The organism is Hymenobacter sp. NBH84 (assembly GCF_014217645.1).
Lineage (GTDB): Bacteria > Bacteroidota > Bacteroidia > Cytophagales > Hymenobacteraceae > Hymenobacter > Hymenobacter profundi.
In genome coordinates, this window is record NZ_CP043644.1 from 985,973 (window position 1) to 1,001,313 (window position 15,341).

A 15,341-nucleotide genomic window follows, 5' to 3' on the forward strand; every position below is an offset into this window, starting at 1 on the left:
ATTTCGGCTCCTACGAAAAATTACACACTTTGGCTACTTAAGCGGTTTTTTTTCGTCCAAAATTGAATGTAAAGACGAAGATACTATGATAAAACCTATAAAAACAATTGTGATCTAGGTGTTCAAAAGACACGCTTAGTAGAGGCCCGGACATTTGCCGAGTGCCGTTGGGTATTTGCTACCGCAAACGTTTGGGTAGTCTTAATATAGTATGTTAATTACGAACAGGTTATGAATAGGAGACCTTGCTTAACTAACGAAAATCAGTTTGCAAAGCAATTTGTATAAAATGAAGATAGTATGTTGAAAAAAAGATTGTGAGCAACTGTTTTTTGCTAAATCCTCTCTATAAATTTTGCTCATTTGCTGTCAAGCTAGAATTAGACTAGAATAGAGAAAATATGCGCGAGAGTAAGTCAGCGGTAGTGCGTATGCTAGGGTGGGGGCGACTAAGTAGCATCTGCTTAACTTCAATCTGCTGGTCGGTATCGGTGCAGGCGCAAAAGCTGCACACAGTTTCCCCTACCGTCACGACGCTGGAAGTAACAGTGCCCCAGTTGCATCGCACGCGCCGGGTGTGGGTGTACTTGCCATCCGACTACACAACCAGCCACCGTCGCTACCCAGTGCTGTACTTGCAGGATGGCCAAAACGTATTTGATGAGGCAACCAGCTTCAGCGGCGAGTGGGGCGTAGACGAAACCTTGAACCAGGAAAAACGTGCCGCTATAGTGGTAGCTGTAGACAACGGCGGCGACAAGCGCCTGGACGAGTACTCGCCCTGGCGCAACCCGCAGTATGGTGGGGGTGAGGGTAGGGAGTACGCGGCCTTCTTGGTCGAAACGCTCAAGCCTTACATCGACCAGCACTACCGCACCCGCCCCAGCCGACGCCATACGGGCATTGGAGGTAGCAGTATGGGGGCACTCATTAGCGTATACACTGCCCTGCACTACCCAAAGGTATATGGTAGGGTAGGAGTGTTTTCGCCAGCCCTGTGGTTTGCGAAGGATTCGCTGGACCGTTTTGTGCGGCAGGCCCGGCCAAAGCACACCACCCGCTTCTACCTTGTGGCCGGCGCACAGGAAAGCGAAACCATGGTGCCCTACATGGCCGAGCTGCGCGACCAACTGCACCAAACTGGCGTGTCAAGCCGGCAGCTGCATTACACAGTGCAAGCGGACGGAAAACACAGCGAGTGGTTCTGGCGCCGCGAGTTTCCAGCGGCTTATACGTGGCTATTTGGCGGAATTTCGGCGGAAACCAAAAAAATACTTGCGCCGTAAACTCGGCTGCTTACCTTTGTGGCACGTCGAATAGACGCTTCTTGAACTGATGAAAACGCAACTTTCCCTGCAAGCTTGGTGGTGGCCTCTCCGAAACTCCGGACGGGATACCCTGTGCGTGCGGTGAAGTATAATACTCCGCATACTCCAACAGAAAGCCCGGCCGACCGCCGGGCTTTCTGTTTTTCAGCCCTTCTCCAACTCCAACCTCGCTACGCTCTGCCGAATGCCGCATTTCACGCTTAAGTCTCGCCACCTACGGGTGCTGGCCGACACCGTAACGCCCGTGGGCCTCTACCTGCGCCTGCGCGACCGATACGACAACTGTCTGCTGTTGGAAAGCTCCGACTACCACGGCCAGCAGAACGCCTTCAGTTACCTGGCCTGCGACCCGCTGGCTCGCTTTGAGGTGCAGCGCGGGGTAGTGAAGCAAACTTTCCCCGATGGCACTGTTACCACCGAAACGCTAACCGAGCCCCGCGCGGCATTGGCTCGGTTGCAAGAGTTTGCACAGAGCTTCCAGACCGAAGAAAATGGCTTCGATTTCATAACCGGTGGCCTGTTTGGCTACTTAGGTTACGAGGCGGTGCAGCATTTTGAGGATCTCGATTTGAATGCGGCCAAGCAAGCAGCTGGCGATATTCCGGAGATGCTGTACGGCACCTACCGCTACGTCATCGCCCTCAACCACTTTCGCAACGAGTTGTACGTATTTGAGCACACGCTGCAAGACGACGCTGTGGACGAGGATGGCCTGAAGCGGCTGGTCAATCTCATTCGTAATCCCTCGTTGCCAGAGTTTCGGTTTCAGACCCAGGGAGAGGTGGAAACCAATCAGACCGACGAAGAATTTTTGCGGGTGCTGGCCCAGGGACAGCAGCACTGCCTGCGCGGCGACGTATTTCAGATTGTGTTGAGCCGGCGTTTCCAGCAGGGCTTCACGGGCGACGAGTTCAATGTATACCGGGCGCTGCGCTCCATTAACCCCTCGCCCTACCTGTTCTACTTCGACTACGGCAACTTCAAGATTTTCGGTTCCTCGCCCGAAACGCAACTCCTTATTAAGGGTAGCAAAGCCAGCCTGTACCCCATTGCCGGGACTTTCCGCCGCACCGGCCACGATGCCGAGGATGCCGCCGCTGCCGAACGGCTGGCGCTCGACCCTAAGGAAAATGCCGAGCACGTGATGCTAGTAGACCTGGCTCGCAACGATTTGGCCCGCCACGGCGACCAGGTAGCGGTGAAAGTGTTCCGCGAAATACAGTTTTACTCCCACGTTATTCACTTGGTGAGTGAGGTGACGGCCCAGCTATTGCCCGGCACCAATCCTCTACAGGTAGTGGCCGATACCTTCCCGGCTGGTACGCTTTCGGGGGCACCAAAGCACAGCGCCATGCAGCTTATTGATAAGCTGGAGCCCACTGCCCGCGGCTACTATGGCGGCTGCCTGGGCCACCTGGGCTTCAATGGCGACTTCAACCACGCCATCATGATTCGCTCTTTCCTCAGCACCGATAACCAGCTCTACTTCCAGGCGGGTGCCGGGGTAGTAGCCGCTTCCGATATCAACTCCGAACTCAACGAAGTGCACCACAAGCTGGCCGCCCTGCGCAAAGCCCTGAAAGAGGCCGAGCAGGTGTAGGGTAGGAAAATGTGAACCTCAGAACAGCTTTAGCTTTTTAGTCTGATGAAAATTCTTGTCCTCGACAACTACGATTCCTTTACCTATAACCTAGTGCAGCTACTGCGCGAACTGGGCTACGGCGAGCAAACCACCGTCGTCCGCAACGACAAGCTGACGCTGGAAGAGGTAGAGCAGTACGATGCCATCATGCTCTCGCCCGGTCCCGGCGTGCCGGCCGATGCGGGCCTGATGCCGCAGGTAATCCAGCGCTACGCACCTACCAAGCGCATGCTGGGCGTGTGCCTGGGCCACCAGGGCATTGCTGAGAGCTTTGGCGGCACGCTCTACAACCTGCCGGCTGTGTTGCACGGCATTGCCACCGATGCTGATATCGTCACTGGAAACGACCGGTTGTTTGCCGGCCTACCCACCCAGTTCAAGGTAGGGCGCTACCACTCCTGGGTGGTGCAGCCCGACTCCATACCCGCCGAACTGGAAGTGACGGCCATTGATGCGCAGGGCCAAGTACTGGCCTTCCGCCACCGCGAGTACGACGTGCGCGGCGTACAGTTTCACCCCGAGTCTATCCTGACCGAATACGGCAAGGAAATGCTGAAAAACTGGCTGGAAGGGTAGGGGCACGTTGTCCTCGCCCGTCGGTGCGACGCGCTAGAGCTAACAGTTCCGCATAAGTACCTACTCGTTGTTTCAAGGTTTGCCAGTCGTTCCCACGGGCGGCGGCAAGCCGCTCCTACCTCGAAAATTCCCTCCCACGTGAAACACCTTCTCAATACCTTATTCGACCAACAACCCCTGACCCACGCCGAGGCCCGTGAGGCCATGACGCAAATTGGCCAAGGCGGTGCTAACGCCTCCGAAATGGCGGCCTTCATGACCATTTACCGGATGCGGCCTATCACGGTGCCGGAGCTGGCGGGCTTCCGCGACGCGCTGCTCGAACTTTCCCGCGACCCGGAATTGGGCACGCACGACGTGGTGGACATTGTGGGCACGGGTGGCGACGGTAAAGACACGCTCAACATCAGCACACTGGCGTGCTTTGTGGTGGCGGGCGCAGGCTACCCGGTAGCCAAGCATGGCAACATTGGGGTGTCGTCCGTATGCGGTTCGGCCGACGTGTTGGGGAGCTTGGGAATCGAGTTTGGGGTAGGCAACGACGTGCTGAAGCGCCAGCTGGAGCGGGCTAACATTTGCTTTCTGCACGCGGCGGCGTTTCATCCGGCCATGCGCCACGCTGGGCCTATCCGGCGGGAGCTGGGCGTACGTACGTTCTTCAACATTCTAGGACCGTTGGTGAATCCGGCGCGGCCGCGCTACCAGGTAGCGGGCACGTTCAGCCTGGAACTGCTGCGTCTTTATCAATATCTCTTTCAGCAAACCCAGACGCGCTACACCGTGATTCACGCTCTGGATGGCTACGATGAACTCTCGCTAACCGGCGCAGCCAAGGTAGCCACCAGTACTGGTGAGCGGGTAGTAACGGCCGCCGACCTGGGCCTGACGACCACCACGCCCGCCAGCTTGGCCGGTGGACGCACGGTGGAGGAGTCGGCCCGGCTGTTTCTGGATGTGCTGGAGGGTAGGGCCACGCCCGCCCAGCGCGACGTGGTGACGGCCAATGCGGCCCTGGCCATACAGTGTCGCGAAACGGAGTTTACCTTTGCACAAGCTCTGGCGGCGGCGCAAGAATCCCTGGATTCGGGGCGGGCCCGCGAGGCGCTGCGCCGCTTACTGGCCGCTTAATTTCACTTTGTTTGAACGCCCACCACGCGCCGAAGCGTTTCTACGGCGCACTACGGTGGGAAACTGCAACCGCACGATGTCGACTGAAACTATTCTCGATAAAATCATCACCCACAAGCGTCGCGAGGTAGCCGAGCGCCGCGAGCTGGTGCCCACTAAATTGCTGGAACGCAGCCTCTATATGGACGCGCAGCCGCTGAGCCTGCGCCGCTACCTGCTTCGCGACGACCTCAGCGGCATCATTGCCGAATTCAAGCGCAAGTCGCCCAGCAAGGGGTTCATCAACCAGTATGCCCCCGTGGAGCGCACTACCCTAGGCTACATGCAGGCCGGCGCCTCGGCCTTGTCGGTGCTGACGGATACGGAGTTCTTCGGCGGTAAAACCGAGGACCTGACCATTGCGCGTCGCTACAATTTCTGCCCTATTCTGCGCAAGGATTTTGTGATTGACGAGTACCAGATCATCGAAGCCAAGAGCATGGGCGCCGATGTGGTGCTGCTGATTGCCGCCGTGCTATCGGCCGACGAGGTAGCCCGTTTGGGCAAATTTGCCCGTTCGCTGGGACTGGAAGTGCTGCTGGAAGTGCACAACGCCGAGGAACTCACCCGCACGCTGCACCCTGACGCTGTAAGCTTAGTAGGCGTCAACAACCGCAACTTGCACGATTTCTCCGTAAGCCTAGAAACTTCTGTGGCATTAGCCGAGCAGATTCCGGCGGAGTTTGTGAAAGTAACTGAAAGCGGCCTCACCTCGGCTGCTGACATTTCCTACCTGCGTGGCGTGGGCTACCGGGGCTTCCTGATGGGCGAGGCTTTTATGCGTCACAGCCGACCCGAAAAGGCCTGCGCGGCGCTGATACAGGAACTGCGCGCTACGGAGCCGGCTATTGTTCTTTAAATTTCCACTACTACCGTATGTTTCCTACTCCACTTGCTACCTATCCTTTGTCATCCGTCAACAGCCCAGGCCTGCGCATCAAAGTGTGCGGCATGCGCTCCGACAACAACATCTGGGAGGTAGCGAAGTTGGGGGTGGACTTTATGGGGTTCATCTTTTACGCGAAGTCGCCGCGCTACGTCGTGCCGACGCTCGACGTAAAAATGCTTGCCAAGCTGCCGCCGTCTATCCTGAAGGTAGGTGTGTTCGTGAATGAAACAACGCCTGTTATCCAACAGCGTGTGCAGGAGTACGGCCTCGATTTGGTGCAACTGCACGGACACGAGTCGCCTGCGCAGTGCGCCGAGTTGCGTGCGGCGGGCATCCTCATTATCAAGGCTTTTTCGGTGGGAGCAGATTTCGACTTTGCGCAGGTAGCGCCTTATGCAAACTGCTGTAACTACTTCCTATTCGATACCAAAGGCCCGGCGCTGGGGGGCAACGGGACGACCTTCGATTGGCAGTTGCTGGCTGAGTATCCGTTGTCGGTGCCCTACTTCCTGGCTGGCGGACTCGATCTGGCGCACGCGCAGGAACTGCAAACGCTACGCCTACCCGGCCTCTTCGGCATCGATCTGAATAGCCGCTTCGAACTGGCGCCCGGCGAGAAGGACGTAGGTAAGCTGCGTCAGCTGTTTCAGAAGCTCCGGCCCGGCAGCAACATTTCGAGCGTCTAACGGCGGCTTTTTTCTACAACTACCAACCACCATGCGCGCCCAGCGCGACCTTTGGCTCTACCTATGGCTACTTCTGCTTTTGCTCCCAATGCCCGCGGCTACTACGGCCAGTTTGGCGGGGCTTTCATTCCCGAAATGCTCTACCCCAACGTGGAAGAGCTGCGCAACCAATACCTGGATATTCTGGCTGACCCCAGCTTCCAACAGGAATACCAGCAGCTGCTGCGCGATTACGTGGGCCGGCCTACCCCGTTGTTTGAGGCGAAACGGCTGTCGGCAAAGTACAACACGCGCATCTACCTGAAGCGCGAGGACCTGTGCCACACCGGTGCCCACAAGGTGAACAACACGGTAGGGCAGATTTTGCTGGCGCAACGCCTGGGCAAAAAGCGTATTATCGCGGAAACTGGTGCCGGCCAGCACGGCGTGGCCACAGCCACGGTATGCGCCCTTATGGGCCTGGAATGCATTGTGTATATGGGCGAAATCGACATGGAGCGCCAGAAGCCCAACGTGTACCGCATGCGCCTGCTGGGGGCCGAGGTGCGCCCCGCTACCAGCGGCAGCAAAACCCTGAAAGACGCCACCAACGAGGCCATCCGCGACTGGATTTCGAATCCCGTCGACACGCACTACATCATCGGCTCGGTGGTAGGCCCGCACCCGTACCCCGACCTGGTAGCGCGTTTGCAGGCCGTTATCAGTGAGGAAATGCGCAAGCAACTGCTGGAAAAAACCGGCTCCGAGCTGCCCAACTATGTGGTGGCCTGCGTAGGCGGCGGCTCCAACGCGGCTGGCGCCTTCTATCACTTCCTCGACGAGCCTTCGGTGAAGCTGGTAGCCGTGGAAGCAGCCGGGCACGGTGTCGATTCCGGCCACTCGGCGGCTACCTCGGTGCTGGGTAAACCCGGTATCATCCACGGCTCACGCACGCTGCTGATGCAGGACGAGGACGGCCAAATCACCGAGCCCTATTCCCTCTCCGCCGGCCTCGACTACCCCGGCATCGGCCCCCTGCACGCCTACCTCGGCGACTCGGGCCGTGCGCGCTTCATCGCCATCACCGATGATGATGCCCTGCGCTCCGTGGCCGAACTGAGCCGCCTTGAAGGCATCATTCCGGCCCTCGAAACTGCGCACGCCCTGGCCGCCCTCGACCAAATTGGGGCTGGGCCGGATGATGTGGTGGTCATCAACCTCTCGGGTAGGGGAGACAAGGATTTGGAAACCTACCTGAAATACGCTGAAAAACTAACGGAGCAGAAATAAAAAGGGCTGGTATTATTCCGTCTGTCATCCTGAGCTTGCGAAGGACCTTCTCACAGTAGAACGACAAGCGTTCAGTGAGTAACCAAACGAGATAAGGTCCTTCGCAAGCTCAGGATGACAGACGGAACGATGACACTGAAATACCCCATGAAAGACCGTATCAAAACCACCTTTGAGCAAAAGGGTAAGAAGTTGCTCAACGTTTACTTCACCGCCGGTTATCCTACTCTGGAAGCCACCGTACCGCTTATTGAAGCCGTAACCGAAGCCGGCGCCGACCTCGTGGAAATCGGGATGCCCTTTTCCGATCCGCTGGCTGACGGGCCGGTGATTCAGCACAGCGGCACGGTGGCTCTGCAAAACGGCATGAACATGCGCGTGCTGTTCCGCCAACTGCAAGGCGTGCGCCAACGCGTGCCCGATGCGCCCATTCTGCTGATGGGCTACCTGAATCCGGTGATGCAATTTGGGGTGGAAAACTTCTGCCGCGAAGCCGCCGAAGCCGGCGTAGATGGCGTCATCCTACCCGACTTGCCGCTCGACGATTACGTGGAGGAGTACCAGGAGATTTTCCGCCGCTACAACCTGCGGCCGGTGTTCCTCATCACGCCCCAAACCGCGCCTGAGCGCATCCGTCGCATCGACGAGCTGACCGATTCTTTCCTCTACCTCGTCTCCGGCCCCGGCACCACGGGCAGCCAGCAAGGGCAGGCTGAAGGCGTGCAGGAAGCCTACTTCCAGCGCATCGAAGCCATGAACTTGCGCAACCCGCGCCTCATCGGCTTCGGCATCGGCGATAAGTCGTCCTTTGACCGCGCCTGCCAGTACGCCGAAGGTGCCATCATCGGCTCGGCTTTAATTAAAGCAATGGATGGGGTAGACGACGCCCCCGCCGCTGCCCGTCGGTTTGTGCAATCGGTCCTGAACTAACTGTTTTCCTGTCATCCTGAACTTGCGAAGGATGACAAGCCACTTTCTCCATGCTCATTCAACTAGAACCCGCCATTTCTTCCGAAAACCGGGAGGCGATTATCGACCGCATCAAAGCGGTGAACTACAAAGTCACGGAGGTGACCACGCAACGCGCGCATTACCTCATCGGCATCGGCAAGGCCGATTTCGACATTCGCACGGTGGGCCAACTGCCTGGCATTGTGGACATTCACCGCGTGTCGGACGACTACAAGCTGGTGTCGCGCAAGTGGCGCGTGCGCCCTACCGTCCTCGACCTTGGCGACGGCGTGCGCATTGGTGAGGGGACGCTCACGCTGGCGGCCGGCCCGTGCAGTATAGAGAGCGAAGCCCAGATGGAAAGTATCATGCAGCACTTGGTGGATAATGACGTGCGCATCATGCGCGGCGGCGTGTTCAAGCCACGTTCCTCGCCTTACTCATTTCGGGGGCTGGGCATGGATGGGCTGAAACTATTTCACCAGTTAGCCCGGCAGCACGGCATCAAAATCGTGACGGAGGTGATGCAGGTGTCGCAGGTAGAGGAGATGCACGACTACGTAGACGTGTTTCAGGTAGGCGCCCGCAACACGCAGAATTTCAACCTGCTGGATGCACTGGGCGGCGTGGACAAGCCCGTAATGATTAAGCGGGGGATTTCGGGTTCTATTGAAGAGCTGCTGTCATCGGCCGAGTATGTTTTCTCCGGCGGCAACGAAAAGCTGATTCTCTGCGAGCGGGGTATTCGTACGTTCGAAACGGCCTCACGCAATACCTTGGACCTGAACGCCGTACCTGTCCTGAAGGAAAAAACCCACCTGCCCGTCATCGTAGACCCTTCGCACGGCATTGGTATTCGAGATTATGTGGCCGATATGGCCTTAGCTGGCGTGATGGCCGGTGCCGATGGCATCATCTACGAAGCCCACGAAAAGCCGGAGCAAGCTGCCTCTGACGGTGCCCAAACCCTGAATTTTGCCGAATCGGCGCGCCTGATCCGCAACCTACGCCGCGTCTATGCCCTGCGGCAGGAGCTGGAATAGCTGCCGTCGAGCTTGGACTTAACCAAGGGATAAAGAAACCATAAACCCGGATGATTTATTGCGTAATTGGCAATATAAAGGCTTATTTAAAATAATAATTTTATTGTAAGTTTATATTATGTGAAGAATTTATATATTTAATCAACTTTTTTTGATAAAATATTTCGAGAAGAAGTATCAAATTAAAAATATTCTCTATATTTGTTTTGTCATGCAGCAACAATCTGTCAAGCGCTTTACTCTGATGAATATTCGTCCCGCGGAGGACGGAGTCGGGCGGTATTGCCAGTACGGAAGCTAATCATGACGTACGAAGCTGTAAACCACAAAAGCCCGACTCCTCCCGGAGGCCGGGCTTTTTTTATGCCAAAAGCTATGGATACGCAACACTACCATCACTACACCACCCAAGACCAATTGGTCTGGAAAGTTTTGTTCGACCGCCAAACTGCCCTGCTGCACAAACGAGCGGCTGTAGCATTTGAGCAGGGTCTGCAACAGATTGGTTTTCAGCGTACAGCTATTCCTCGCTTCGAGGAAGTGAGCGAACGGCTGCGGCGGCGTACGGGGTGGGAGATTGCGCCCGTGGGTGGTGAGTTGGATGCTTCTACCTTTTTTGGCCTGCTAGCCGACCGCAAGTTCCCGGTTACCACCTGGATTCGGTCTATGCAGCAGTTCGATTTCATCGAGCAGCCCGATCTGTTTCACTGCGCCTTCGGCCACTTGCCCTTGCTGCTAGACCATGCGTTTGCCGATTTCCTGCACTTCTTGGGTAGGGTGGCCGGCCAGCACCTGCACGACACGGTGGCACTGCAAAAGTTGGCGCGGCTTTACGGCTTCACGGTGCAGTTCGGCCTCGTGACCGAAGGCGGCAGCACGCGCATCTACGGCGCGGGTTTACTGTCATCGGCAGGCGAGATTCACCACTGGCTGAATAGCACCGACGTGCGCCATCCGTTTGATCTGGCTACTGTACTGCACACGCCGTATTCTGAGGCGCACTATCAGGACCAATATTTTGTGCTCAACTCCTGGGAGCAGTTAACCGAAAGCGTAGCCGAACTGGCGGCCTTACTGGCTAGTAACTGGCAATTGGCGGTGCGGTAGGGGAGAGGTAGGTAGATAGTTATCAGAGAAAAGGCCCTGTCATCCTGAGCTTGCGAAGGACCTTATCACGCCTGAACGACTGACGTAGCAACGTCTTGTTCTATCGTGATAAGGTCCTTCGCAAGCTCAGGATGACAGGGCCTTTTCTCTGATAACTATCTACCTATCCTTACTTCAACTTGAAGCTTTTCTTCAAATACGCTACTGCCAAATCGTGGGCTTCGTCGGCGTAGGCTTTGTTGTAGTTGGGGTTGCTGGGGTTGGCAAAGGCGTGTACAGCATCGTAGTTTTTCACGGTTAACTTTTTGCCTGCGGCGGCCATGTTTTTCTGGAACTGCGCCACTACTTCGGGCGAAATGCCTTTATCCTGCAACGCAAAAATGCCGAGTACATCGGTGTTCAGCGTTTTTAAACGCGCCACGTCTTTCTCGGGCATCCCGTAATACATCACGCAGCCTACGGCCTGCTTGCCGGCGAGCAGCGCCGTTTGCAACGACCAGCCGCCCCCAAAGCACCAGCCAATGCTAGCAATCTGCGCTTTCGGACCAGCATACTGCATAGCACCTTTGATGATAGCCTCGGCCCGACTGGTTTGCACACTCTGCATCAGCTTGCCGGCCTCAGCAGGGGCGCTGGCTACTTGGCCATCGTAGAGGTCGAGGGCGATGATGTTGACGCCGGGCATTTCCCGCGCAAAGCCGGCAGCTTCGCGCTTGATGTAATCATTCAGGCCCCACCATTCATGGATCACGAATAAGTATTTGGTGGAAGGCGTGGCGCTTTTGAGCATAAACGCCTTGGCCGTTTTGCCATCGGGAGTAGGGTAGGAAACCATATCGCCGGCGCCCTGGTAGGTGTAGGGTAGGGGTGCGTCGTGACCACCCACGAAGGCGTCGTCATTGGCTAGCATCGCAAAGGCTTCGGTAGCGGCGGTGGGTTTAGTGCAGCAGCTCATCGTCATTTGCGCCGAGGCGAACATGGTGGCGCTGAAGAAAAACACCAAAAGAGAAAGAAGTTTTTGCATACGTGTGGGAAAAGTATGGACGCTTAGCATGCGTCCGATGGAGGGGAAATTAAGGGTAGACAGTGTGCCTACCCTGTATCTGTCAACGATGGGCGTGTGCAACGCGCCCCTACGCCGTTCGCACTTCGGCGCCTAGCTCAGCTAGCAGCGCGTAAAGTCCCACGTAGGTGCGATTGACGTAGATGAAGTGTCGCGAACCGCGCGGTTCGCGCTGCTTGCGTAGCTCGGGTTCCTGCATCAGGTCGTCGCCAAGGGCGTACACCGCCTGCATATACGCCGGGTCGCCGAAGTTGAATACGGGCTGATGGAAGGGCCGCGCCACCAGCTCCAACGAAATGCGCAGCGTGCGCAGATACAAGTCGCGCAGGGTAGGAGCATCATCGGGGCGAAGGACTTCGAGCTGGGTGAGCAGGTCGGTGAGGCGGGTGTCGTCGGCTAGTACGGACGGGTCGAGTAGGGCAAAAAAGAGCTGGTAGAAATCGGCCGGAATGTTCTTCACGCAGCCAAAATCCAACACGCCCAGCGTGCCGCCGTCCGTGGCATCGAGCAGGAAATTACCGGGGTGCGGGTCGGCGTGCACCTGGCGCAGCGTGTGCATCTGGTAGGCGTAGAAGTCCCAAAGCGCCTGCCCGAGTTGGTTGCGTACCGCCTGGGTAGGGTTGGTTGCCAGGAACTCCTTGAGGTGCTGGCCTGGCAGCCAATCCATCGTGAGGATGCGGGCGGCAGACAGGGTAGGGTAGTACGTTGCAAAGCGCAAGTGCGGAATGTGGCCGCACTGGGCCGCAATTTCCTGCCCGCGGCGTAGTTCCAGCTGATAGTCCGTTTCCTCCAGCAAGCGGGTTTCCACCTCTTCCAGGTAGGGGCGCATAGTGGCCTCATCCAGCCCCAACACACGCAGGGCCACGGGCTTCACCATCCGCAAATCTGAACGGATACTATCGGCCACGCCGGGATATTGCACCTTTACAGCCAACGCTTTACCGTCCTTCTCAGCAAAGTGCACCTGCCCAATGCTGGCGGCCTGGCGGGCGTTCAACTCAAACGTATCAAATAGCTCAAAAGGCGACTTGCCAAACGCATCCCGGAACGCCTTCACAATCAGCGGCCCCGACAACGGCGGCGTTTGGTACTGGGCTTGGGCAAACTGCTCGGCATAAGCTGTGGGTAGGATGTTCTTCTCCATCGCCAGCATCTGCGCCACTTTCAGCACCGAGCCTTTCATCTCGCTCAACGCGCCGTACAGCTCCTCGGCGTTGGCCTGGTGCAAATCAGCCGTAGCGCTTTCCGCCCCCACAGCCCGCTTGGCGTAGTGCTTCACGTAGTTGGCGCCCACGTTTAAGCCCGTTTTGGCGAAACGGGCGGCGCGTGCCACTTTAGTAGTGGGTAGGGAAACGAGCGGCTTAGGAGAATCAGACATTGGGATGAAATAGAGTAATAGAACGTCATTTCGACCAGCGGGAGAAATCTCGCGTGCTTCGGTAATTACCTGCTGGAGTTAGCACGCGAGATTTCTCCCGCTGGTCGAAATGACGTTCTTTCAAGAGTAAACAACCCTACCGGCTCTGCACCAGGAACCGCACGAAGTCCACGGCAGAGTCCAGGGTGTTGCGGCCTACCAGGTCGAAGCTGAGTGTCACGGCTTTTTCGATGGCCGCGTCGGTGCGCTCGAAGCCCAGGGAATCGTCTTTGGCGAAGAAGCCCAGCACAAACAGCATCTGCTGCCAGAAGGCGCGGGGGTATTTCTCCTGAATCATGGGGCGGGAAGCCACTTCCTCAGTGCGCCGACCATCGCGCAGAATATCGGCCACGAACTGCTCGAAGCCCTGGCGGAAATCGTCCAGAATACGCGGCGTCATGCCGGGCATCTTAGATAGCGAGTAGCGCAACGACCACAACGCGTAGCTGCGGTTTTGCTTCAGAATTTCCAGCAGCGTGTAGTAGAAACCCAGCAGTTTTTCGCGGGCGCCGTACTGCTCCCACACGGGTTCCTCGGCGGCGCGGGCGCGGGCCTGGCGCCCAAAATCAGCCCAAATCTCGCGGTCGATGGCCGCGAAGGTAGAGTAGTGCTGGTAGAATTCGGCCTCGGTAGCGCCCAGCTTGTGCATGAGCTTATAAACCGAAACCGGCGGCTGGCCCTTGCGCAGCACGTAGTCGAGATAAGCGAGTTTGATAGCTTCCTTTTCCATGATGGTATAACCGTTGAGTAGGGGTTTAAGTTGCCGATAAAAACCTATTTACGAGCGGCGCGGTAGGCATCCAGCGCACGTTGGCGGGCCTCCTTGTGGTCGACTATCGGCTGGGGGTAGGCGTCGGTGCCAAACTCGGGTATCCAATCCTTCACGTACTCCAGCTTGGGGTCGTATTTTTGGAGCTGACTTTCGGGACTGAAAATGCGAAACCACGGCGCCGACACCACGCCCGTGCCGGCCGTCCACTGCCAGTTGCCGATGTTGTTGCTCATGTCGTAGTCGATGAGCTTGTCGGCGAAATACTGCTCGCCCCATTTCCAATCAATCAGCAAATCCTTAATCAGAAAGCTGGCCGTGGTGATGCGGGCGCGATTGTGCATCCAGCCGGTTTCATTGAGCTGGCGCATGCCGGCATCTACCAGCGGAAATCCGGTGCGGCCCTCGCACCACGCCGCAAACTCCTCCTGGTTGTTGCGCCACTTGATGTGCCGAAAGGGCTTGTCGTAGCTTTCCTCCACGGTATTGGGAAAGTGCCAGAGCAACATCATAAAGTAGTCGCGCCAGATTAGCTCGTCCAGCAGCTTGTCGTTGAGGTCCTGCGCCTGACTCATTAGCTGCCGTACGCTGAGGGTGCCGTGGCGCAGGTGCACCGAGCGGTGCGTGGTGCCGTGGTCGTCGGCGAGGCGGTTGCGGGTTTTGTCGTAATCCTCTACGTAATTTTTATTGGGTAGGCGAGCGGGCGGTACGGGCTGCTCGTAGCGTTCAAACCCCATGTCAGAGAGGGTAGGGCGAGCCGGAGCATGCGCAATATGGTGCAGGTTTTCCTTGGTGAATAACCGCCGCGACGGCCGTTCCTGGAAGCTGTCGTCCTGCAAAGCGGCCCGCCAAGCCTTATTGTAGGGACCGTATACTTTAGGCGGTGTGCCCGCTTTGGTTAGCACCTCGTCCTTAGCAAAAATCACCTGGTCTTTGTGCGTCGTAAAGGGCACATCGTGCTTGTCCAACAGTTTGCCAATAGCCTCATCTCGTTGGCGGGCGTAGGGCTCGTAGTCCTCGTTGGTGTGCACGGCGGCTAGGTCGTAGTCCTTCAACAACTGCTCGAAAACCTCCTCCGGCTTGCCGTAAAACACCAGCATGGTGCCGCCGTTGTCCTGGGTTTCCTGCGCCAGCTGCTCCACGGCGTCGTAAATGAACGTCACGCGGGCGTCCTGCTTGCTGAGCAGTTTATCCAGAATGTCGCGGTCGAAAATGAACAGCGGTATTACCGGCGCATTGTCTTGCAAAGCGGCTGCTAGGCCGGTATTATCGGTGATGCGCAAGTCGCGCCGGTGCCAGAAAATCGTGATTTTCATAAGGGTTGTTTCTTATGCAACTGAAAAATCTGTCATCCTGAGCTTGCGAAGGACCTTCTCACGGTAGAACGACCATCGTAACAACGACTCGTTCTAGCGTGAGAAGGTCCTTCGCAAG

At 57.1% G+C, this 15,341-nt stretch carries 14 protein-coding genes; 10 read left to right on the top strand and 4 right to left on the bottom strand.

What is annotated here, in order from left to right; translation table 11 throughout:
- Window positions 1-401: 401 nt before the first annotated feature.
- From F1C16_RS04095 to F1C16_RS04140, 10 genes are all read left to right on the top strand, one after another.
- Entirely contained in the window at window positions 402-1,286 is an 885-nt protein-coding gene (locus F1C16_RS04095) for an alpha/beta hydrolase (RefSeq protein WP_185283090.1), read from the top strand.
- A 226-nt stretch (window positions 1,287-1,512) separates the two neighbouring features.
- Entirely contained in the window at window positions 1,513-2,928 is a 1,416-nt protein-coding gene (locus F1C16_RS04100) for an anthranilate synthase component I family protein (RefSeq protein ID WP_185283091.1), read from the top strand.
- Window positions 2,929-2,973: 45 nt separating this feature from the next.
- The gene (locus tag F1C16_RS04105; protein ID WP_185283092.1) at window positions 2,974-3,546 is read left to right on the top strand and encodes an aminodeoxychorismate/anthranilate synthase component II; all 573 of its coding nucleotides are present in this window, start codon (window positions 2,974-2,976) and stop codon (window positions 3,544-3,546) included.
- 138 nt (window positions 3,547-3,684) lie between these two features.
- The gene (gene trpD, locus F1C16_RS04110) at window positions 3,685-4,674 is read left to right on the top strand and encodes an anthranilate phosphoribosyltransferase (RefSeq protein WP_185283093.1); all 990 of its coding nucleotides are present in this window, start codon (window positions 3,685-3,687) and stop codon (window positions 4,672-4,674) included.
- 76 nt (window positions 4,675-4,750) lie between these two features.
- Window positions 4,751-5,572, top strand: coding sequence for an indole-3-glycerol phosphate synthase TrpC (gene trpC / locus F1C16_RS04115; RefSeq protein WP_185283094.1), 822 nt, complete (start codon window positions 4,751-4,753; stop codon window positions 5,570-5,572).
- Window positions 5,573-5,589: 17 nt separating this feature from the next.
- Complete coding sequence (locus F1C16_RS04120; protein ID WP_185283095.1) at window positions 5,590-6,288, top strand: phosphoribosylanthranilate isomerase; 699 nt, start codon at window positions 5,590-5,592, stop codon at window positions 6,286-6,288.
- 63 nt (window positions 6,289-6,351) lie between these two features.
- On the top strand, window positions 6,352-7,557 hold the full coding sequence (trpB, locus tag F1C16_RS04125; protein ID WP_185283096.1) for a tryptophan synthase subunit beta: 1,206 nt from the start codon (window positions 6,352-6,354) through the stop codon (window positions 7,555-7,557).
- A 147-nt stretch (window positions 7,558-7,704) separates the two neighbouring features.
- Window positions 7,705-8,487 carry a tryptophan synthase subunit alpha gene (trpA, locus tag F1C16_RS04130; RefSeq protein WP_246601763.1) on the top strand — a complete coding sequence of 261 codons (783 nt, stop codon included), beginning with the start codon at window positions 7,705-7,707 and terminating at the stop codon, window positions 8,485-8,487.
- Window positions 8,488-8,537: 50 nt separating this feature from the next.
- Window positions 8,538-9,551: a 3-deoxy-7-phosphoheptulonate synthase gene (aroF, locus tag F1C16_RS04135; protein ID WP_185283097.1), complete on the top strand. Its 1,014-nt coding sequence runs from the start codon at window positions 8,538-8,540 to the stop codon at window positions 9,549-9,551.
- A 375-nt stretch (window positions 9,552-9,926) separates the two neighbouring features.
- On the top strand, window positions 9,927-10,658 hold the full coding sequence (locus F1C16_RS04140) for a phenylalanine 4-monooxygenase (RefSeq protein ID WP_243900078.1): 732 nt from the start codon (window positions 9,927-9,929) through the stop codon (window positions 10,656-10,658).
- Between the two features lie 169 nt (window positions 10,659-10,827).
- Here F1C16_RS04140 and F1C16_RS04145 read toward each other — a convergent pair whose 3' ends face one another.
- From F1C16_RS04145 to F1C16_RS04160, 4 genes are all read right to left on the bottom strand, one after another.
- Window positions 10,828-11,682, bottom strand: a complete 855-nt coding sequence (locus F1C16_RS04145) for a dienelactone hydrolase family protein (protein ID WP_185283099.1) — start codon at window positions 11,680-11,682, stop codon at window positions 10,828-10,830.
- 109 nt (window positions 11,683-11,791) lie between these two features.
- Entirely contained in the window at window positions 11,792-13,099 is a 1,308-nt protein-coding gene (locus tag F1C16_RS04150; RefSeq protein ID WP_185283100.1) for an AarF/ABC1/UbiB kinase family protein, read from the bottom strand.
- A 136-nt stretch (window positions 13,100-13,235) separates the two neighbouring features.
- Window positions 13,236-13,868, bottom strand: coding sequence for a TetR family transcriptional regulator C-terminal domain-containing protein (locus F1C16_RS04155; protein ID WP_185283101.1), 633 nt, complete (start codon window positions 13,866-13,868; stop codon window positions 13,236-13,238).
- Window positions 13,869-13,912: 44 nt separating this feature from the next.
- Window positions 13,913-15,223, bottom strand: a complete 1,311-nt coding sequence (locus tag F1C16_RS04160) for a deoxyribodipyrimidine photo-lyase (RefSeq protein ID WP_185283102.1) — start codon at window positions 15,221-15,223, stop codon at window positions 13,913-13,915.
- Between the last annotated feature and the right edge of the window lie 118 nt (window positions 15,224-15,341).

What these genes read in the sequence shown, in the direction of transcription:
- F1C16_RS04100 (WP_185283091.1), top strand. Translation starts at nt 1,513, where the DNA reads ATGCCGCATTTCACGCTTAAGTCTCGCCACCTACGGGTGCTGGCCGAC.
- F1C16_RS04120 (WP_185283095.1), top strand. Translation starts at nt 5,590, where the DNA reads ATGTTTCCTACTCCACTTGCTACCTATCCTTTGTCATCCGTCAACAGC.
- F1C16_RS04095 (WP_185283090.1), top strand. Translation starts at nt 402, where the DNA reads ATGCGCGAGAGTAAGTCAGCGGTAGTGCGTATGCTAGGGTGGGGGCGA.
- trpA (WP_246601763.1), top strand. Translation starts at nt 7,705, where the DNA reads ATGAAAGACCGTATCAAAACCACCTTTGAGCAAAAGGGTAAGAAGTTG.
- trpC (WP_185283094.1), top strand. Translation starts at nt 4,751, where the DNA reads ATGTCGACTGAAACTATTCTCGATAAAATCATCACCCACAAGCGTCGC.
- F1C16_RS04155 (WP_185283101.1), bottom strand. Translation starts at nt 13,868, where the DNA reads ATGGAAAAGGAAGCTATCAAACTCGCTTATCTCGACTACGTGCTGCGC.
- F1C16_RS04140 (WP_243900078.1), top strand. Translation starts at nt 9,927, where the DNA reads ATGGATACGCAACACTACCATCACTACACCACCCAAGACCAATTGGTC.
- trpB (WP_185283096.1), top strand. Translation starts at nt 6,352, where the DNA reads ATGGCTACTTCTGCTTTTGCTCCCAATGCCCGCGGCTACTACGGCCAG.
- F1C16_RS04145 (WP_185283099.1), bottom strand. Translation starts at nt 11,682, where the DNA reads ATGCAAAAACTTCTTTCTCTTTTGGTGTTTTTCTTCAGCGCCACCATG.
- aroF (WP_185283097.1), top strand. Translation starts at nt 8,538, where the DNA reads ATGCTCATTCAACTAGAACCCGCCATTTCTTCCGAAAACCGGGAGGCG.
- F1C16_RS04150 (WP_185283100.1), bottom strand. Translation starts at nt 13,099, where the DNA reads ATGTCTGATTCTCCTAAGCCGCTCGTTTCCCTACCCACTACTAAAGTG.
- F1C16_RS04105 (WP_185283092.1), top strand. Translation starts at nt 2,974, where the DNA reads ATGAAAATTCTTGTCCTCGACAACTACGATTCCTTTACCTATAACCTA.
- F1C16_RS04160 (WP_185283102.1), bottom strand. Translation starts at nt 15,223, where the DNA reads ATGAAAATCACGATTTTCTGGCACCGGCGCGACTTGCGCATCACCGAT.